The following is an 18377-nucleotide window of genomic DNA, read 5'->3' as shown; positions in this document are numbered from 1 at the left end:
CGCAGGTCGGTGCACCTGCCTGCGGCGGCCTTGCATAGTTGCAGCGCCCTGTCAAGCGGCTACAACAAAGCCAGCGGCGCGGCCACGAAGAAGCCAGGATCCGTTTCCATGACGGGTAGACTTACGTGAGCGGTTTCTCAAAAACGACCAAGCCCCGCCGCCTGCCCGTTCGGGCAAGCGGCGGGGCTTGGTGCGTGGCGGCTGCCGGCTTAGTCGTTGTTGCCGGTGGCGCCTTCGTCGGTGAAGCCGCTGGCCGCTTTCGGGCTCGACTTAGTCGATTCGGCCACTTCCTTGTTCAGGGCCACGTCGACGGGGGCCTCCCCGGCCGGCTTGGAGCTTTTGGCCACGCCGGCGGCTTTGCCGGCTTTGTCCTTCGGGTCCGCCGGGGCACCGCCGCCGACTTTGTCTTTCAGATCGGCCGTTACGCTGCCGGCTTGCTCCTTGAGGTCGGCGGCCACTTTGCTGGCCTGGCCTTTCAGGTCGGCGGCTACCTGCCCGGCTTGCTCGCCGAGCTTGCCGGCCTGGTCTTTCAGCTTGCTGGCTTGCTGCTTGATGGCGGGCCAGTTGCGGCGGCCCAGCACGTAGAGGGCGCCGGCCCCGGCGGCAATCAGCGAAGCGCCGATGATGGTTTTGGTGCTGGCGCCCTTGCGTTTGGTGCCTTGCTGACGGTCGGTGCCGGGGTGTTCGGCGCTGGTGCTGGCGCCCTTGGGGCGCTGGGCCCGGGCGAATTTGACTTTCTTGTTCATGACGATTCAGTGGGATGGAGGTAGCGCTTACGCAGCCTGTGCCGGCCACGTTTCCGACTGGCATTTAATCGCCGAGCTGGCGCGGAGCGGTGCCCCGTCGCGCAGCCCCGCCGGCCGCGCTGCGTACAAGGGTGTCGACCAAGCGCAGCCCCATGCTCACCCGCCCAATTCCCGCCAGCCAGGAGCCGTTGCCCGTCATCGGCCTGGGCACCTGGCAAACCTTCGACGTAGCCAACGCCGCGGCCCAGCCCGCCCTGCGCCAGACGCTGGAAACCCTGCGGGCGGCCGGCGCCACGGTAATCGACTCGTCGCCCATGTACGGCCGGGCCGAGGAAGCCGTGGGCACGCTCACGGCCGCCCTGCCCGCACCCGAGGCATATTTTTACGCCACCAAAGTGTGGACGCAGGGCCGGCAGGAGGGTATTGCGCAGCTGGAAGCCTCGCTGCGCAAGCTGCGCCGCCCCCGCCTCGACCTGCTGCAGATTCACAACTTGGTGGACTGGCAAACGCACCTGGCGACCCTGCGCGAGTGGCAGCAAGCCGGCCGGGTGCGCTACCTCGGCCTCACCCACTACACCGACCAAATGCACCTCGACTTGGAGCGCGTGCTGCGCCGGGAGCGGGTGGAGTTCGTGCAGTTCAACTACTCCATCTTCGAGCGCCACGCCGAGCAGCGCCTGCTGCCCGCGGCGGCCGAACTGGGCGTGGCCACGCTCATCAACCGGCCCTTCGGCGAAGGCCGCCTGCTGCAGCGCCTGCGCGGCCAGCCCCTGCCGGCGTGGGCCGCGGCGTTGGGCATAACCAGCTGGCCGCAGTTTCTGCTCAAGTTCCTCCTCTCCCATCCCGCCGTCACCTGCGTGATACCCGGCACCAGTAACCCCGCCCACCTAGCCGACAACCTACGCGCCGCCGAAGGTGAGCTGCCCGATGCCGCTACCCGCGAACGAATGGCCGCTTACGTGCGCGGGCTGTAAGCTGTAATTGCTCCTTGCCGTGCGCCGGTGGGGCTTATGGCTACTTTTTCCACTTGCGGGCAATGTTGACTGCCGTTTCGAGCATGTGCGGCTCCCAGTGCTCGATGCGCCAGTCGGTGCCGGCGAGGCCGGACTGCAGCAACTGCTGCCGGGCTGCGTCGTAGGAGGGCGCCGTTTCCAGAATCTGCGAGAGTTGCCGCTGCTGCTCGTGCAGGGTTTCGTCTTCGGCGGCGGGGCCGGCCGGCGCCAGCGGCAGGGGCGCAAAGGGGCTGTCGGGGGCTGCGGGCCGGCCGGTGCGCTGCGGCTCCAGCAGCGCCGCCATGCGGCGGAAGTCGCGCCGAAACTGCTCCCGGCTGGCGGCGGTTTTGAGGCCGGTGCCGAGCTGCTCCAGCACCACGTACTTCAGATTGGGGCAGCGGGGCAGCGTGCGCGCCAACAGCGCAAATACCTCGTCCGGCACGGCTTCGTCGTGGGTGTCGCGGCGCACCGTGCGCCCCGGCACCAGGCTCGACGCCTCCCAGCTGCCGCCGGAAATGTGGATTTCGCGCACCCGCTCCAGCGGGTACAGCTCAATCAGCGCTTCGTAGGGCACGGCAAAATTGTGGAGCTGGCAGTACAGGTTGTGCAGATCCAGAATAACAAAGCCGTTCACCGGCGCCAGCAGTTGGTCGAGAAACTCACCGTGGCGCTGAACTTCGTCCAAGGAGTAGGCAAAGGCCAGGTTTTCCAACCCTACCGGGCACTGGCAGGCGGCCTGCAGGCGCTGCAGCCGGTCTTGCCCGAGGCGCAGCGCCGCGGGCGAGTACGGAACGGGCAAGGGCGCGCCGTGGTGGAAGTTTTGGCCCGTGAAAAAGCCGAAGTGCTCGGTCACGTGGTCGAAGCGAAACCGCGCAGCCACCTGCGCCAGCTGCCGCAGCCACTGCTGCTGCTCGGCCGTCCAACGGCCCGACAGCAGCGAAAAGTACACGCCGTGGCCAATCAGCCGGCCGGCCTGGCTGTAGGAATCCAGCAGATCCGCAAACCAGGCGGGCGGCTGTTCGGTCCAGTACAGCGCGTCGAAGGCCCACTCCAGCGCCTCCACCCGGCCCTCTTCCAGCAGCGGAAAAGCGGCCGAGAGAATGTCGGCGTCCAGATTGCAGGCGACGGTGGCAAGGATGCTGGGCGATTCTGCCATGGCCAACTCGGGTGCCGGGCCTTAGCCCATGCCGCAACCGGGGCAGTTGTCCGGGGTGACGGTCTTGCCGCCCTTGCCGCCTTGTTCGCCTTTGGGCGCAGGGGTGTCTTTTTTGACGCAGCCGGTGGTTTGCACGGTCAGGCCGATCAGCACGGCCCCGAGTACTGCTTTGGAGAGTTTCATACCTGTGTCGGGTAAGCGGTGTGTGGGAAAGCGGTTTGAAGGAAGAGGCCCGCCGCGCCACCAAGGTTGCATGCGGCAGCGCGGCGCGGGGTAGCGGCCCGGACGACCCTTTGCCCGTACTTTTGCGCCCTTACGTTCTGCCCGCCATGACCCTGACCTGGACCGCCAAGCCTTTCGCCGCCCTTACCACCGCCGAGCTGTACGCCCTGCTGCAACTGCGCAGCGAGGTGTTCGTGGTGGAGCAGCAGTGCGCCTTTCAGGACATCGATGGGCAGGACCAGGCCGCCTACCACCTGCTGGGCCTCACGGCCGCGGGCGAGCTAGCGGCCTACGCCCGGCTCTTCGGCCCCGGCCTGAGCTACGAGCAGGTGAGCATCGGGCGGGTGGTGGCCGCGCCGCGCCTGCGCCGCCACGGCTTCGGGCGGCAGCTCATGCAGCACGCCATCGAGGAGTGCGCGCGCCTGTTCGGGGCGCAGCCCATCAAGATCGGGGCGCAGCTGTATCTGCAGGCGTTTTACGAAAGCTTCGGGTTTCGGCAGCAGGGCGAAGGCTACCTGGAGGATGGCATTCCGCACATCTACATGCTGCGGCCCTGAGCCGGCCGCGCGGGCCGTGGTAACACAGGCTTAACGCCTGGGACACGCTGAAGTAACAGCTGCCGCCTCTCTTTGCGGGAGAGTTACGGTTGCATGAAATATCTGTTAAGCGCCCTGCTGCTGAGCGCCGCGCCCGCCTGGGCCCAAACGTTGCCCGACACCCTCGGCCGCCCGCGGCTGGAGCGCCTGCTGCCCCCGCCGACCGAGCCCGCGACCGGCAAAAAACCGTGGTACGAGGCCGTGTCCATCCGCGGCTACATGCAGGTGCGCTACAACCGGCTGCTCGAAACCAACTCCGCCCTGAAGTGCGAGCAGTGCGACAAGTCTTGGGGCGAGAACGGGGGCATTTTCTTTCGCCGCATCCGCCTGATCGTGTACGGGCAGCTGCACCCGCGGGTGTACTTCTACCTGCAGCCCGACTTTGCCAGCACGCCCGGCGGCAGCAACACCGGGCAGTTTGCCCAGCTCCGCGACGCGTATTTCGACGTCGGGCTGGATGCGCAAAGCCGCCTGCGGCTGCGCCTGGGCCAGAGCAAGATTCCCTACGGCTTCGAGAACATGCAGTCGAGCCAGCACCGGCTGCCGCTGGACCGCAACGACGCGCTGAACAGCGCCGTGGTCAACGAGCGGGACCTGGGCGCCTTTCTGTACTGGGCCCCGGTTACGGTTCGGCGGCGCTTCAAAGCCCTCGTCGACGACGGGCTGAAGGGCTCGGGCGACTACGGCGTGCTGGCCTTCGGGGTGTACAACGGGCAGGCGGCCAACCGCCCCGAGCAAAACAACGGCCTGCACGTGGTAGCCCGCGCGAGTTACCCGCTGCCGCTGGGCCGGCAGATCATCGAGCCGGGTCTGCAAGCCTACTCCGGCCGCTACAGCATGGCGAAGGACCAGCTCACGGGCGGCGTCAAGCACAACGGCACGCTCAGCTACCCCGATGAGCGCGCTGCCGCCTCCTTGGTGCTCTACCCCCAGCCCTTCGGCCTGCAGATGGAGTACAACGTGGGCCGCGGCCCCGAATTCAACCCCGCCACCGACAGCATCGAGGTGCGGCGCCTGCACGGCGGCTACGCCACCGCCAGTTACCGCGCCCGCGTGGGCGGCCAGCAGCTGTATCCCTTCGTGCGCGGGCAGTACTACCGGGGCGGCAAGAAGTACGAACGTGACGCGCGCAGCTACCGGGTGCGCGAGCTGGAAATCGGCTTGGAATGGCAGCCGGTAAAGTACCTGGAGCTGGTGCCGATGTACACGATTTCCGACCGGCGCTTCGAGGACCTGCAAACCCGCGGCAACCGGCAGCGCGGCCGCTTGCTGCGCCTGCAGGCCCAGCTGAATTTTTGAGCCCGCGCCGTCTTGTGCGGTTTGGCCCCGCGGGCTTCGTAGCGTCACGCTGCTGCGGTTGTGGAGCCTGCAACCGCAGCGGCCCGGGCGGGCGCGGGAAAGCTCCCACGCCCGCCCGGGCCGCATTTCGACAGCAGAGCTGGGCCGTCTATACCTTCTTTTCGAGGCGCTTCAGCCGGTCATAAGTTTCTTGCGACTGTTTGTACTGGCGCTGCACTTCGCGGCGCAGCACGGCCGGCAGCATCGGGTCGCTGAGGGCGTCCTGGTAGGCCTTGAGGGCCCACTCCTCGCCGTAGACGTTTGAGCCGAGGATGGCTTTTTCGTCGGTGCCGGTGAGGGCGGCTTTGGCGTCCATCCACTGGCGGTAGAGTTTGCCCTTGAGGGTGGTGCCGGTTTCACGCCCACCGCCCTGGCGCTGCAGGTAGCCGTTCAGCTCGCCGGCAAAGCGCTGGCTCTGGCTGACGAGCTGCTTGTAGTAGCCGCGCAGCTCGGCGTCCTTGCTTTCGGCCACGGCCCGCTGGTAGCCCTCAATCCGGTCGTTGACGAAGAGCAGCAGCTCGCGCAGCGTGTCGGTGCCGTCAGTGCCGGCCGATTTGCCGGATGCTTTGGCGGCGGATTTCTGGTTGCTGCCGCCGCGCAGTAGCAGGCCCGCGCCCACCACCAGCAGCGCCCCGCCCATTACTTTTTGGGTAGTGCTCAGGCCGTTGTAACCCGAACGCAATTGGGTGCCGGCATTCTTCACCGGTTGGGGCAGCTGGCCGAGCAGGTCGCGGCCCTGCCCCAGCCACTGCTTGGCTTGGTCGAGCAGGGAGCTGCCGGCGGTTGCCAGGCCGTTACCGTTGCTCGCGCTGCCGCTGGGGTCGTGGTCGGCGGTGGGGGTGATGTTGAAGCTGGTGGTGGAGTCGCTCAGGGTGTGGGAGGTCCGGTTTTGGGGGTTGTCAGCCATAGCTATGTGGGAAGAAGGATGAAATTTACCAGGGCTAACGCTTGACAAACCAATATGTTAGGTCGAGGTTAGTAATAACCTGGTCTGTATACCCAGTTTGTGGGGGACGGAGCCCGCGCAAAAACGTGGCTCCGGCGTCGTCCCGTTCGGACTGGCCAGCTGTTCCGTACGGCGGTTTTCCATCGCGCCCGGCCACGTATATTTGCCCACCCCCTAGCTTCGGCTAGGCTCCGCCCTGCCTGCTCACCTGTTGCCCTTTCCAGCTTGCGGTACCGCTGTTCCTCAGATCAGCGGTTTGCCCGTGCTGGTTAGGGCTTTTTTATTAGCCGTTCTTTCTCCGCTTTCCATACCCCAGCCCTGGTAAACGCGTTTTCAACCAACACCAATTTTTTCATAAAATCATATGATTCAAAGATTTACCAAACGAATATTGCCCATCCTGTTAGCCGGGCTTGGGGCCGCCGCACACGGCCAGAGCAAGCTGGATCTGAGCAATTTCCACGTGGAGTTTGAAGACAACTTCAACTACTCCAGCCACTCCGATTTGGTCAACAACTCCCCCTGGAAGTTCACGCCCGCCAATTACCTGACCCTGATTGGCAACGCCGCGGAGGACGAGTACTACGACGCCAGCGCCTGCAGCGTCAACAACGGCTACCTCACGCTGCAAGCCACGCCCCTGCCCACGCCCTTCAACTATACCTACACCTACAACAACGTCACCACGACCAAAGCCCTGCACTACAAATCGGGCTGGATCGAGTTCAAGGACGACTTCGTGGGCGACCTGTTCCCCTGCAACGGCGGGCAACCCGCCGGTACCTGCGGGGGCTGGAGCCGCGGCTACACGCACGGCATCTTCGAGATACGCTGCAAGCTGGCGCCGGGCACCGGGACCTGGCCGGCCTTCTGGCTGTACAACGGCCCCACGGAAATTGACGTGTTTGAGGGCTACGACGACAAGCGCAAGCTCTACAACAACATTATCTACAGCCCCGATCAAGCCACCCTCGACGCCAACCCGGGGCTGCGCCGCGGGTGCCAGAACATGTTCGAAAAGCAGGGCGGCCTGGACCTGGCCCAGGAATTTCACAACTACGCCGTAGCCTGGACGCCCACCAAAGTCACTTTCTTTTTCGACGGGCGCGAAATCCGCTCCGTGGACAACACCGTTGCCAACGGTATTCCCACGTTCGGGGTGCCGGCTACCGTTATTGCTAATCTGGCCATCAACAACACGGCCGACTCGACCTCCTGGCCCAGCGCGCCGCAATTCAACGGCGCCCGCTTCGTCAACAACTACCACACGGAAATGGTCGTGGACTACATCCGGGTGTGGAAGCCCAACACGGCCAACGACTACAGCCACTACAAATTCGACAACGCTTGGAAAACCGTGGCCCTCGACCCTAGCGCCGCCGCCTCCCGCCAAGTCGCGGCGGCACCCGGCAACCTCAGCGCTTCGGCCACGACCGGCCAGGTCTTCTACCACGGCGGCGACGGATGGCTGCGGCGCTACTATCCCAGCGGCAGCGGCTACGCCTACGAAGTGCTGCAGCCCTCGTTCTGGCAGAGCAGCATGCAGGTGCAGGGCGACGTAGTGGCGGGCGACAACGACTTCGTGGCCTACAAAGGCGTCGATAACCGCGTGCAGTATTATTACTACGACAACGGCAGCTGGCACCACAACTGGGCCGACGACGGCTGGGCGCGCAACGACCTGTCCTCGCGCGTATCGGATCAACCCGGCGCCCTGGCGCTGGTCAGCGGCGTGGGCAACTCGCTGATGTTTTACCGCGGGCTCGATAACCGTCTGCACCAGCTGCAGTACACGGGCGGCGGCAGCAACGGCTGGCAGCACACATTGCTGGCCGCCTCCATTACCGCGCAGCAAGTAGCCGGCGACGTGGCGGTGGCCGGCGGGCAGGTGTACTACGCCGGCGCCGACGGGCGCCTGCAGAGCTACTGGAACAACAACGGCGTGTACCAGCACGCTTGGATCGACGACAATTGGGGCAACGCGGCCACTCAGATTTCCTCGCAGTACGGGGCCTTGGCGCCCTCGGCGCAGGGCGTGTACTACCGGGGCGGCAACGATGACCGCATTCACCGCTACTACTACGCCAGCGGCTGGCAATACCAGGAGCTGCCCACCAGTGCCGACTGGGCGGTGAGCAAGGTGGCCGGCAAGCTGACCACGTCGGGCGGGCAACTGTTTTACCGCGGCCCCGACGACAAGATGCACCTTTTCTACCCCAACCCGGCCGGTACCGCTTGGACCCACGACTGGCCCAGCAGCTGGGGGTACCTGTCGCCGGCTACGCTGCTGAACGGCGACAATTTCAGCGCGGGCGCGGCCAATCAGCCCATTTTCTTCAAGAACCCAGCGGGCTTTGTGGGTAAGTTTGAGTGGGGGCCGAGCGAAAACCTCAACCCCGAATGCGCCAGCAACCTCAACAACGGCGCCGGCTTATTCGACCCCACCGCCGTGGTGTATCGCGGCATGAATTTCACCAGCCAGCCGTCCTCCGCGCCCCGGGCCCAAGCGGCCAGCTACCAGCTGTACCCCAATCCCGCCGACGGCGAGGTGACGCTGACGGGCTTGCCCACCGGGGTGGCCAGCGAGGTCACGGTGTACAATACCCAGGGCCAGGTGGTGCTGCACCCGGAGCCGACCGCCAACGGCCCGGTGCACCTGTCCACCCAGACGCTGAAGAGCGGGTTCTACGTGGTTCGCGTCCGGGTTGCCGGCAAAACCACCTCGCTCAAGCTGACCGTGACGCACTAAGCATCTATCCGCTGCTTGAACCCAAAAAGCCCGGGCCGCCAATGGCGGCCCGGGCTTTTTGGTGGGCCCGCTCCGCGGCCCCGGCCTACGAAAAGCCGAGTACCGGGTGCGGTTGGTACAGCTCCTCCAGGCGCTTGATTTCCTGGCCCGTCAGCTTCACCTGCAGCGCGGCCACAGCGTCCTGCAGGTGGCCGGGCTTGCTGGCCCCCACGATGGGCGCCGTCACGGCCGGTTTGGCGAGCAGCCAGGCCAGGGCAATCTGGGCGGCGGGTAGGCCGCGGGCTTCGGCCAGCTCGGTCACGCGGTCGGCCACTTGAAAGTCGTCGTCGCGCGAGTAGAGGCTTTTGGCAAAGGCGTCGGTGCGGGCGCGCTCGGTTTCGTTGCCCTCCCGGCGGCGCTTGCCCGAGAGCAGCCCCCGCGCCAGCGGCGACCAGGGAATCACGCCGATTTGCTGATCCTGGCACAAGGGCAGCATTTCACGCTCTTCCTCGCGGTACACCAGGTTGTAGTGCGGCTGCATGCTCACGAAGCGCGTCCAGTTGTGTTTGTCGGCCAAGTACAGGGCCTGGGCAAACTGCCAAGCGTACATGCTGCTGGCGCCGAGGTAGCGGACCTTGCCGGCCTTCACCACGTCGTGCAGGGCTTCCAGCGTTTCCTCGATGGGCGTGTGGTAGTCCCAGCGGTGAATCTGGTAGAGGTCGACGTAATCGGTGCCGAGGCGCTTGAGGCTGGCGTCGATGGCGGCCATGATGTGCTTGCGCGAGAGGCCGCGGTTGTTCGGGTCGGGCCCCATGGGGTTGTAGACCTTGGTGGCAATGACCAGCTCGTCGCGCTTGGCCATGTCGCGGATGGCGCGGCCCAGCACTTCCTCGCTGGCCCCGTTGGAGTACACGTCGGCCGTGTCGAAGAAGTTGATGCCCAGCTCCAGGGCCTGCTTGATGAAGGGGCGGCTTTCTTCCTCGCGCAGGGCCCAGGGCCAGCGGTCCGTGGGCTCGCCGTAGGTCATGCAGCCCAGGCAGATGCGCGAAACTTTCAGGCCGGTGCGGCCGAGGCGGGTGTATTCCATAGCTGACAAATCGGGGCCGCGGGGCGCAGCCCGCTGGAGGGGTTGGCAACCGTAGCCTACGCAACCGGCCACAAAAAAGGCCGCCCGAGGCGGCCTTTTTTGCTAGTAATAAGCCCCGCTAACCATCGGTTGCGGGCTACTTCGCGCCGACGCTCGGCGCGCTGCTGCTCTTTTGGCTTCCCTTTTCTTACCGTGGGCGGTGCCGATGGCGGCACCGCCAATCAGGGCTCCTTTTTACCGCCGTTGTCGTGGCCGATTACCGCTCCGGCCGAACCGCCCAGGATGCTACCGGCGGTACGGCCAGCCAGCCGGCGAAAAGCAGACGGGCAACAAACAGCAAAACAAGACCTTCGGCGCAGCAGCGTTTGGCACAACCCAGCCGGCAGATTGCCGGTAGTACAGCAGCAGCTTCATCCACTGCCACTTCGTGTTATGAACAGCAGCCCCCCTACCCACCCGTTGACTTCCGCCTCCCGGCGCGACTTTATCCGCACCGCGGCGCTGGGCCTGGGCGCTACGCTAGTGGGCTCCTCGGCGCTCGGCAGCCCCCTCGAGTGGCTGACCGAAACGGCGCCCGGTTTCGGACCGGCCAGCCGGGAGGCGCTGCGGCAGGGGCGCAAGCTGGGCGTGGCCTTGGTGGGCCTGGGCAAGTACAGCAGCGGGCAGTTGGCCCCGGCCCTGCAGCAGACGAAGCTTTGCCGGTTGGCGGGCATCGTCACGGGCACGCCCGCCAAGGCCCGGCAGTGGCAGCAGCAGTACGGGCTCAGCGCGAAAAGCTGCTACGACTACCAGACCTTCGACCGCCTAGCCGACAACCCCGACATCGACATCGTCTACATCGTGCTGCCCAACGCCTTGCACGCCGAGTACGCGGTGCGGGCGGCGCAGGCCGGCAAGCACGTCATCTGCGAAAAGCCCATGGCCACCACCGTGGCCGACGCCCAGCGCATGATAGCGGCCAGCCAGAAAGCGGGCAAAAAGCTCAGCATCGGCTACCGCTTGCACTTCGAGCCCCACCACCGCGAGGTGATGCGCCTGGGCCAGGAGCAGGTGCTGGGGCCGGTGCGCCGCCTCGCGGCCGACAACGGCTTCCGCTTCACCAACGACACGCCCTGGCGCGTGAACCGGCAGCTCAGCGGCGGCGGTCCGCTCATGGACATGGGCATCTACTGCCTGCAGGGCGCGCTCTACACCAAGGGTCAGGTGCCGGTATCCGTCACGGCCAAGTTCGCCCCCAAGCCCGCCGGCGACCTGTTTCGGGAAGTGGAAGCAGGCGTGGACTGGCAGTTGCAGTTCGGCGACGGCGCCGTGGCCGACTGCCGCACCTCCTACGCCGAAAACATGCAAAGCCGCCTGCGCGCCGAAGCCACCAAGGGCTGGCTGGAACTGCAGCCCGCCTTCGGCTACGGCGGCATCGAAGGGCGCACCAGCCAGGGGCCGCTGACCCTGCGCAACGTCAACCAGCAGGCCGCGCAGCTGGACGACTTCGCCGACTGCGTGCTCAACAACCGCCCCACCCGCGTGCCCGGCGAAATGGGCCTGCGCGACGTGCAGCTGCTGCTGGCCATTTACCGCGCCGCCGAAACCGGGCAGCAAGTATCGACCGCCGACGTGAAGTACGTGCTGGACAAAGCCGGCGGCAAGGGCTGAGGCGCCGGTTGGGTTGGCGAGGAAAGATTGACGACTATTGCGGCTGTGCCCTATACCCCGCCGCTATGCTTCGGTTGCTCCTTCCCGGCCTGCTGCTGCTTTCACCCCGCCAAGACGACTGCCCCCGCGGCCTGCCCGAGCCGGTGTTGAAAAAAGCGGTGTTTCCCACCGCCCGGTTTCAGCTCAACAAAGCCCGCCGGGAAGGCTTTGAAACCGCGCAGCTCGGCGGGGGTACCCGGCTGAGCGTGCGCAACTGGGGCTGCGAAACGTACACGCTGACCCTGCGCTTCGAGGGCCAGCTGGGCAAGGTGCCCGCCGACGCCCGCGCCTGGTACCGGCAGGCGGCGGCCCTGCTTCGCCAGACGGCCCCCGGCCTCGACGCGGCCGTGCATCCCGCGCAGGCCGCAGCCGCCCTGACGCGGGCCGCCGCCCGAGCCGCCCCGGCGCTCAACCAAGAGCTTGACTACGGAGGGACGGACATCCGCGAGTACGTAGTGCTGGAAAAAGCCCGCCGAGTTGGCAGCCACGGCTACGACCTCGCCGTCACCCTCTCCATCGGGCCACTGTAACCGGGTCTTCTGCTCATGCGCATCGTTATTCCCGACGACTACCAGCACGTCATCCACACCCTCAGCTGCTTCGAGCAGCTGCGCGGCCACGACGTTACCATCTACCACGACGCCGCGGCGGACCCCGACACGCTGGCCGCGCGGTTTGCCGACGCCGAGGCGCTGGTACTCACGCGCGAACGAACGGCCATTACGGCCGCGCTGCTGGACCGGCTGCCCCGGTTGCGGCTCATCAGCCAAACCGGCAAAATTGCCGCCCACCTCGACCTGGCCGCCTGCACCGCCCGAGGCGTGGCGGTGGCCGAAGGCACGGGCTCCCCGGTGGCGCCGGCCGAGCTGGCCTGGGCGCTGATGCTCAACGCCCGCCGCGAATTGCCGGCCGCCATCGAGGCCATGAAGCACGGCCGCTGGCAGGTAAACCTGGGCCGGGCCCTGCACGGGCAGACGCTCGGCATCTGGGGCTACGGCAAGATCGGGCGGCGCGTGGCCCGCTACGCCCAGGCCTTTGAGGTGCCGGTGCTGGTGTGGGGCAGCGAGACCTCGCGCCGCGCCGCCGAGGCCGACGGCCACCGGGCCGCCGCCAGCCGGGCAGCGTTTTTTGCCGAAGCCGACATCGTAAGCCTGCACCTGCGCCTGACCGAGGGCACGCGCCACCTCATCGGCCCGGCCGACCTGGCCCTGATGAAGCCCGACACACTGCTGGTCAACGTCAGCCGGGCCGAGCTGCTGCAGCCCGGCGCCCTGCTGGCGGCCCTGCAGGCCGGCCGCCCCGGCTTCGCCGCCCTCGACGTGTACGAGCAGGAGCCCCTCGTCGACCCGGCGGACCCGCTGCTGCAGCTGCCCAACGTGCTCTGCACCCCGCACCTGGGCTACGTGGAACGCGGCAGCTACGAGCTGTACTTCGGCCAGGCGTTTGACAACGTGGTGGCCTTTGCCGCGGGCCGCCCGCAGCAGCTGGCTAACCCCGGCGTGCTGGCGCGGCCCTAAGGCCTCGGCGGATTGTATGTTCCTGACGGCAAGCCTACAGCCGTTTCGGCCCGGGTAGCGGCGGCGGCCGGCGCTGGTTTCGGAAGGATTCTTGCAGCTGGCCCCGCCGCATCCTTTATCCTCCTTTCCGTCATGAAAACCGACGCTTACACCAAGTCCGTGCTCACCGTTATTGCCCTTTGCCTGGTCGTTCTCGTGCTACGCGGCGTCGACCTGGTGCCGCGGGCTACGGCCGGTGCCGGCACGGCCCGGCAGGGCATTCCGACTGACCGCCCCATCTTCGTCAACAACGACGGCTCCATCAACGTCCGCCTGCAAGGCATTGAGGGCCCGTTGAACGTAAACGTCTCGGCCGTGGGCGGCAACCGCGTGTACGGCGACAAGCTGCCCGTACAAAACAAGTAGCACTGGCCGCGCCCGTGCGGCTGTGGAGGCGGTGCGGGCCGGCAAGGCTTACCTCGGCTTGGGGTGCGGCACCGGGAACAAGCGCCCCATCCGGCACTTGCTCTTGGGTCGGGCGGGATAGGCTGAAGCGCGTATCCTGCGTGGCGCTTCGTAGCCCGGAATCATTAGGCATCGCAGAGCCTTTTGGCTGTGGCTGCTTCAATAATATTCTACTCGCCGGCGCCGGCGCGCACGGCCCGGTACCGCTGCGAAGGGCGCATAACGGCAGCCCGGCGCCAGCGTCCCTACCCCCCTCTCTTAACGCACCACGGGCCGCCCCAGCGTGTGGGGCGGCCCGTGGCCGACGGACGCAAGGCGGCTTATTCGCTGCTCCGGTCGCGCAGTTTTTTCTTTTCCTCCTTGGCCGCCTTTTTCTCCTTAGGCGACTTGGTGGGCTCTTTCTTTTTCTCCTTGCGGGCGTCTTGCGCTTTGGCCATGATGCGGGGGAAGATTTAGGGTGAATGAACGCGCTGTTGCTAACGAGGAAGCGGCGGGCTCTGTTGTGCGCCTCCGCCGGGCAACTGCTGCGGCGGCAAGCTACTCCGCTGCGACCAATGGGCGGGCGAAATGCCCGGAAAAAAGCACAATTTTTCCGGGCATTTCCGCTCAGCGGCGCGTATTTTCAACGACGTATCCAACCCCGTACTTATCATGCTTGCTGACCGCATTATTGCCCCCGGCGACCGGCTCGCCGTCGGCTGGCCGAAGGTATTCTGGCTGTATTTGATGCTGGTGCCCGCCCTATTGTGGGCGCCGGCGGCCTTTACCTGGCCCCGGTTTCTGGCCTCGGCCGGGCTCACGCTGCTCACGGTGGGCGTGGGCCATTCCGTGGGCCTGCACCGCGGGCTGATTCACCGGGCTTACCGCTGCTCCCGCTTCACGCGCGGCGTGCTGGCCTACCTGGCGGTGCAGGCGGGCATGGGCGCCCCGCTGGCCTGGATTCGGGTGCACCACTACCGCGACTACTGGCAGAACCAGCCCGACTGCCCGCGCTACTTCGCCTACCGCCACTCCGCCCTGCGCGACTATTTCTGGAACCTGCACCTGGCCTTTCAGCCCGCCGACAACGCGCGCTACCCCCTGCCCGCCGCCGTGCTCCACGACCCCTGGCTGCGCTGGCTCGACAAGACTTGGTACTGGCACGTACTCGGCTTTATCGGGCTGCTGGCCGTGACGTTCGGGCCCGAGGTGGCGGTGGTGTGTGGCTGCGCCCGCATCAGCGTGGCCATTCTGGGCCACTGGTTCGTCAACTACATGGTGCACTCCTACGGCTACGCCCGCTACCGCATCGAGCAGGCCACCGAAAGCGGCTACAACGACTGGCTGCTGGGGCTGCTTTCCTTCGGCGAAGGCTACCACAACAACCACCACGCCCACCCCGGCTCGGCCAAGCTCAGCGCGGCCTGGTACGAAGTGGACTTGGGCTGGCCCGCCGTGCGCCTGCTGCAGGCCTTGGGCTTGGTGTGGCGGGTGCAGGCCGTGGGCCACACGCCCACCCAGCGCCGCCGTGCCCGCACCGGCCCGCTGCGCTGGCGCTTCTGGTGGCAGAAGTAGCCGCGGCCCGTGCGCACGCAGCTCAGCGGCGGCTTGGGCGGCTGCGCAAGCCTAACCCGGGCCGGCGTTGCTGCGTTGAGCTATGCGAAGTACCCGCCGCCGGCTGCTGCGCCGCGGGGGCCAATGTTCATCCCCAACTCTCTCCTTCCGCTCATGGTACACCCGCACACCGTCATCGGCGCATTCGGCACCGTGGAGGCCGCCCAGCGCGCCGCCGACCAGCTCACCCAGCACGGCTTCGCCGCCGACAACGTGGAAGTGTCGGACCACGACACGACGACCACCGAAAACCCCACCGGTGAGTTTCCCGAAAACGACGGCTTCCACCACCTGATCATGGCCATCTTCGGCCCGCCCGCCACGCATTCGGGGCCGCGTTACGACGCGCGGCGCCACGGCTTCGTGGCCGTGCACCTCGATACTTACGCCGAAGCCGAGCGCGCCCGCGACCTGCTCGACGCGGCCGGCGCCGTTGACGTGCACGAAATCGGCATCGGCCACCGCGGCGCTGTCGGCGACAGCGCCCTAGACGCCGAGCTGCGCGCGCAGCGCAGCCGCATTATCGAGCGGCGGCCGGGCGAGCCGCTGCGGCCGCTGTAGGCTACCGGCGAAACCTATTCCATCGGCGCGGGTTGTAGGAACCCGCGCCGATTTTTTTGTGTCCTTCTACGGTTGAGCTTCGTACTAGCCGAGGTAACGGCGCTACCTTCGCGCTCCGGCGCCACCGGCGTCCTGCTTCCGCCCCCTTATCCTCCGATTCCCCGCTATTCCCGCATGGCCGAGCAAGCCCCTTCCATCGACTACCAGCACCTGTTCCGCACGCTGGCCGATAACTTTCTGGTCATAGCACCGGATGCCGCCGCAACCATCCTCGACGACACCGACCGCCACGCGGCTGCGGCCATGAAAAGCCGCGCCGAGGTGGTAGGCAAGCCGTTTTTCGAGGCCTATCCCGCCGCCGATCAAAACGAAGCCGACGTCATCCGGGAGTCGCACGAGCACGTGCGGCGGCACAAGGAGCCGCACACCATGCCGCTGATCCGCTACGACCTGGAGCGCCCGGCCGAGCAGGGCGGCGGCTTGGAAGAACGGTACTGGCAAGCCACCCACTACCCCGTGCTCGACGCCCAGGGCAACCTGCAGTACATCGTGCAGCGCACCCAGGACGTGACCGAGCAGCACATAGCCGAGTTGCGGGCCCGCCAGATGCAGCAGGAGCTGGCCGAAAGCCAGGAGCGCGCCCGCTTCACCCTCGAGGCGCTGCCCATCATGGTGTGGACGACCTCGCCCGACGGCGAGTTGGAGTACTTCAACCAGCGCTGGCTGCAGTACACCGGCAAAACGCTGGCGCAACTGCAGGGCTTTGCCTGGGCCGACGACATTCACCCCGACGACCGGGCCCGCATCCTGGATATCTGGCGCCAGCACCTGCAGAGCGGGCAGGAAGTGCAACTGGAGTACCGCCTGCGCCGCCACGACGGGCACTACCGCTGGATCATGGCCCAGGGAGTACCCCGGCGCAACGCCGACGGCCACATCAGCATGTGGGTGGGCGGGGCCTACGACATTCACGAGCAGAAGCAGATGGTGCAGGAGCTGCTGGAAGCCAACGAGCAGCAGGCCGCGCTGTCGGACCAAGCGTACCAGGCTTACCAGCTGGCGGAAAGCCAGCGCGAGACCTTCTACAACCTGTTTATGCAGGCGCCGGCGCTGATTTGCATCCTGCGCGGCCCCGAGCACCGTTTCGACTTCGTCAATCCGCCCTACCAGCAGCTGTTTGCGAACCGCCAGTTGGTGGGCAAAACGGTCGTCGAAGCCCTACCGGAAGTTATCGAACAGGGCTTCGTGGACTTGCTCGACCGCGTCTACAGCACCGGCGAGACGTTCTACGGCAATGAAATCATGATCATGCTGGAGCAGCCCGACGGCAGCGGGCAGCCCCTGTACCTCAACTTTACCTACCAGCTGTTCTCGGAGGGCGGGCAGAAAGCGGGCATCACCGTGTTTGCCTACGACGTGACCAGCCTGGTCCAGGCCCGCAAGGCGCTGGAACGGCTTAACACTTCTTCCAGCAACTAATCTTTTGCGGCCTATTCCCCTTTCTATGAACCTCAGCAGCCTGGATTTCCAACAAGCCAGGATCAAGCAGGTGCTCTTCAAGTCGCGGCTGCGCTCGGTGCTCTACGGGGTGCGCGAGGCCGACGACGGCTTGTTTTCGCTGCGCGACAACCCGCTCGGCCAGTGGTTCGAGGCGGTCATCCGCCCCGCCTACGGCGCCCGCCCCGAAGCCCACGAGCTGGAGCGGGCCCTGCAGCGCATGCTCGACACCGGCCAGGAGCTGGTCAAGCAGTACCGCCGCGGCCAGATCGAGGAGGCCCGCGCCGGCCTCGACCGCGTCGACGCCCACGCGGCCCGCATCGAAAGCCTGCTGCAGGCCCTGGAGCAGGCCGCCAACGCCGCCTGAGCCGGCGGCTCAGGCCACTGAAAATCACGCGTTCCGGCAGCAGCTTTCGGCCGGTCCTTTTATCTTGCAGCTGCGGCGGGTGCTGGTGCCCGGCGCAGCTGTTTGCTTACCAGGATACCCCGCATGATCGTCTACGGCTACACCTCCGCGCACCTGGCCACCACGGCGCTGGCCGGCACCAGCTGCCCCGGCTGCGGCACGCCCGGGGCCCTGCGCCTGAGCGTGTTTGGGCGCTACGCCCACGTGTACTGGCTGCCGCTGCTGCCGCTGGGCAAAAGCGGGGCCGCGCAGTGCGCCCACTGCCAGCTGGTGCTCCGACCCAAGGAGCTACCCAAGCCGCTCCGGGCCGAACTGCGGGAATTGCGCGCCCGCACGCGCACGCCGTTGCGCCACTGCTTGGCGCTGCTGCTGCTGGGCACGGCGGCGCTAGGCTCCTTCGGGGCCGGGGCCTGGCACCAGGTGCAGGACCAGGAGCGGCTGGCCCACCCCCATATCGGCGACATTTACCACATCCGCTCCGAAGCCCCCGGCTACTATACCCTGCTGAAGGTAACGGCCGTGAACGGCAACAGCGTGCGGCTCAAGCAGAACAACTACGAAACCGACCGCGAAGCCGAAATCGAGCAGCTGGACACGCCCGAAAACTACGACGCGGAGCCCTTTGACCTGACGCAGCTGGACCTGCAGATTATGAAGCAGCAGCAGCAGCTGGTGGCCGTGGAACGCCCGGAGGGGAAGTAGTGCCGCGGCTGCGCAAACGGACGGCGCCGTGCGCGGGCCAACCAGTGAGTTGGCCCGGGGGGGGGGGCCCCGTGGGCTCGCCCCCCGGGGGGGCCGCGCTGAGGGGGTCCCGGGGCGCCGGGGGCGCCCGGCCGGCTGGTTTTTGGGGGCGGCGGGG

At 66.7% G+C, this 18377-nt stretch carries 18 protein-coding genes; 13 read left to right on the top strand and 5 right to left on the bottom strand.

The genetic code is table 11. From position 1 onward, the window contains the following. Positions 1–209 precede the first annotated feature (209 nt). Positions 210–746 (bottom strand): hypothetical protein, encoded by a 537-nt coding sequence (locus LJ737_RS26400; RefSeq protein ID WP_227769780.1) that lies wholly within the window; start codon positions 744–746, stop codon positions 210–212. A gap of 152 nt (positions 747–898) precedes the next feature. Between LJ737_RS26400 and LJ737_RS26395 the strand changes: the two genes are divergently transcribed. Beyond that, positions 899–1720 carry an aldo/keto reductase gene (locus LJ737_RS26395; RefSeq protein WP_227769779.1) on the top strand — a complete coding sequence of 274 codons (822 nt, stop codon included), beginning with the start codon at positions 899–901 and terminating at the stop codon, positions 1718–1720. A gap of 40 nt (positions 1721–1760) precedes the next feature. Here LJ737_RS26395 and LJ737_RS26390 read toward each other — a convergent pair whose 3' ends face one another. Then, positions 1761–2894 (bottom strand): multinuclear nonheme iron-dependent oxidase, encoded by a 1134-nt coding sequence (locus tag LJ737_RS26390; protein ID WP_227769778.1) that lies wholly within the window; start codon positions 2892–2894, stop codon positions 1761–1763. A gap of 21 nt (positions 2895–2915) precedes the next feature. Beyond that, the gene (locus LJ737_RS26385) at positions 2916–3077 is read right to left on the bottom strand and encodes a chryseobasin-related MNIO class RiPP peptide (protein ID WP_227769777.1); all 162 of its coding nucleotides are present in this window, start codon (positions 3075–3077) and stop codon (positions 2916–2918) included. A 146-nt stretch (positions 3078–3223) separates the two neighbouring features. Between LJ737_RS26385 and LJ737_RS26380 the strand changes: the two genes are divergently transcribed. Together LJ737_RS26380 and LJ737_RS26375 are read left to right on the top strand one after the other, a co-directional pair. Further along, positions 3224–3673 (top strand): GNAT family N-acetyltransferase, encoded by a 450-nt coding sequence (locus tag LJ737_RS26380; protein WP_227769776.1) that lies wholly within the window; start codon positions 3224–3226, stop codon positions 3671–3673. 93 nt (positions 3674–3766) lie between these two features. Further along, positions 3767–5011, top strand: a complete 1245-nt coding sequence (locus LJ737_RS26375) for a porin (protein ID WP_227769775.1) — start codon at positions 3767–3769, stop codon at positions 5009–5011. A 148-nt stretch (positions 5012–5159) separates the two neighbouring features. On the opposite strand, the gene LJ737_RS26370 is transcribed toward LJ737_RS26375, so the two are convergent. Beyond that, a complete protein-coding gene (locus LJ737_RS26370) occupies positions 5160–5957 on the bottom strand; it encodes a ferritin-like domain-containing protein (protein ID WP_227769774.1) in 798 nt (265 codons plus the stop codon). 403 nt (positions 5958–6360) lie between these two features. Here LJ737_RS26370 and LJ737_RS26365 point away from each other — a divergent pair, with 403 nt between their 5' ends. Beyond that, positions 6361–8745, top strand: coding sequence for a family 16 glycosylhydrolase (locus tag LJ737_RS26365; RefSeq protein WP_227769773.1), 2385 nt, complete (start codon positions 6361–6363; stop codon positions 8743–8745). Positions 8746–8830: 85 nt separating this feature from the next. Here LJ737_RS26365 and LJ737_RS26360 read toward each other — a convergent pair whose 3' ends face one another. Further along, entirely contained in the window at positions 8831–9811 is a 981-nt protein-coding gene (locus tag LJ737_RS26360; protein WP_227769772.1) for an aldo/keto reductase, read from the bottom strand. 432 nt (positions 9812–10243) lie between these two features. On the opposite strand from LJ737_RS26360, the gene LJ737_RS26355 reads away from it, so the two are divergent. The 9 genes from LJ737_RS26355 (at position 10244) to LJ737_RS26315 (ending at position 18220) form a co-directional block, all read left to right on the top strand. Beyond that, positions 10244–11461: a Gfo/Idh/MocA family protein gene (locus LJ737_RS26355; RefSeq protein WP_227769771.1), complete on the top strand. Its 1218-nt coding sequence runs from the start codon at positions 10244–10246 to the stop codon at positions 11459–11461. A gap of 65 nt (positions 11462–11526) precedes the next feature. Further along, positions 11527–12030 carry a hypothetical protein gene (locus LJ737_RS26350; RefSeq protein ID WP_227769770.1) on the top strand — a complete coding sequence of 168 codons (504 nt, stop codon included), beginning with the start codon at positions 11527–11529 and terminating at the stop codon, positions 12028–12030. Positions 12031–12045: 15 nt separating this feature from the next. After that, positions 12046–13017 carry a D-2-hydroxyacid dehydrogenase family protein gene (locus tag LJ737_RS26345; protein WP_227769769.1) on the top strand — a complete coding sequence of 324 codons (972 nt, stop codon included), beginning with the start codon at positions 12046–12048 and terminating at the stop codon, positions 13015–13017. A gap of 132 nt (positions 13018–13149) precedes the next feature. Beyond that, positions 13150–13422 (top strand): hypothetical protein, encoded by a 273-nt coding sequence (locus LJ737_RS26340; protein WP_227769768.1) that lies wholly within the window; start codon positions 13150–13152, stop codon positions 13420–13422. Positions 13423–14112: 690 nt separating this feature from the next. Beyond that, complete coding sequence (locus LJ737_RS26335; protein ID WP_227769767.1) at positions 14113–15015, top strand: fatty acid desaturase; 903 nt, start codon at positions 14113–14115, stop codon at positions 15013–15015. Between the two features lie 153 nt (positions 15016–15168). Continuing rightward, positions 15169–15615 (top strand): SPOR domain-containing protein, encoded by a 447-nt coding sequence (locus tag LJ737_RS26330; RefSeq protein WP_227769766.1) that lies wholly within the window; start codon positions 15169–15171, stop codon positions 15613–15615. Positions 15616–15789: 174 nt separating this feature from the next. Next, entirely contained in the window at positions 15790–17094 is a 1305-nt protein-coding gene (locus tag LJ737_RS26325; RefSeq protein WP_227769765.1) for a PAS domain-containing protein, read from the top strand. A gap of 25 nt (positions 17095–17119) precedes the next feature. After that, positions 17120–17479: a hypothetical protein gene (locus LJ737_RS26320; RefSeq protein WP_227769764.1), complete on the top strand. Its 360-nt coding sequence runs from the start codon at positions 17120–17122 to the stop codon at positions 17477–17479. 123 nt (positions 17480–17602) lie between these two features. After that, entirely contained in the window at positions 17603–18220 is a 618-nt protein-coding gene (locus tag LJ737_RS26315; RefSeq protein WP_227769763.1) for a hypothetical protein, read from the top strand. Positions 18221–18377: the final 157 nt, after the last annotated feature.

This window comes from Hymenobacter sp. 15J16-1T3B, from assembly GCF_020711235.1.
Taxonomy (GTDB): domain Bacteria; phylum Bacteroidota; class Bacteroidia; order Cytophagales; family Hymenobacteraceae; genus Solirubrum.
This window is presented reverse-complemented; position numbering and strand designations above follow the sequence as displayed.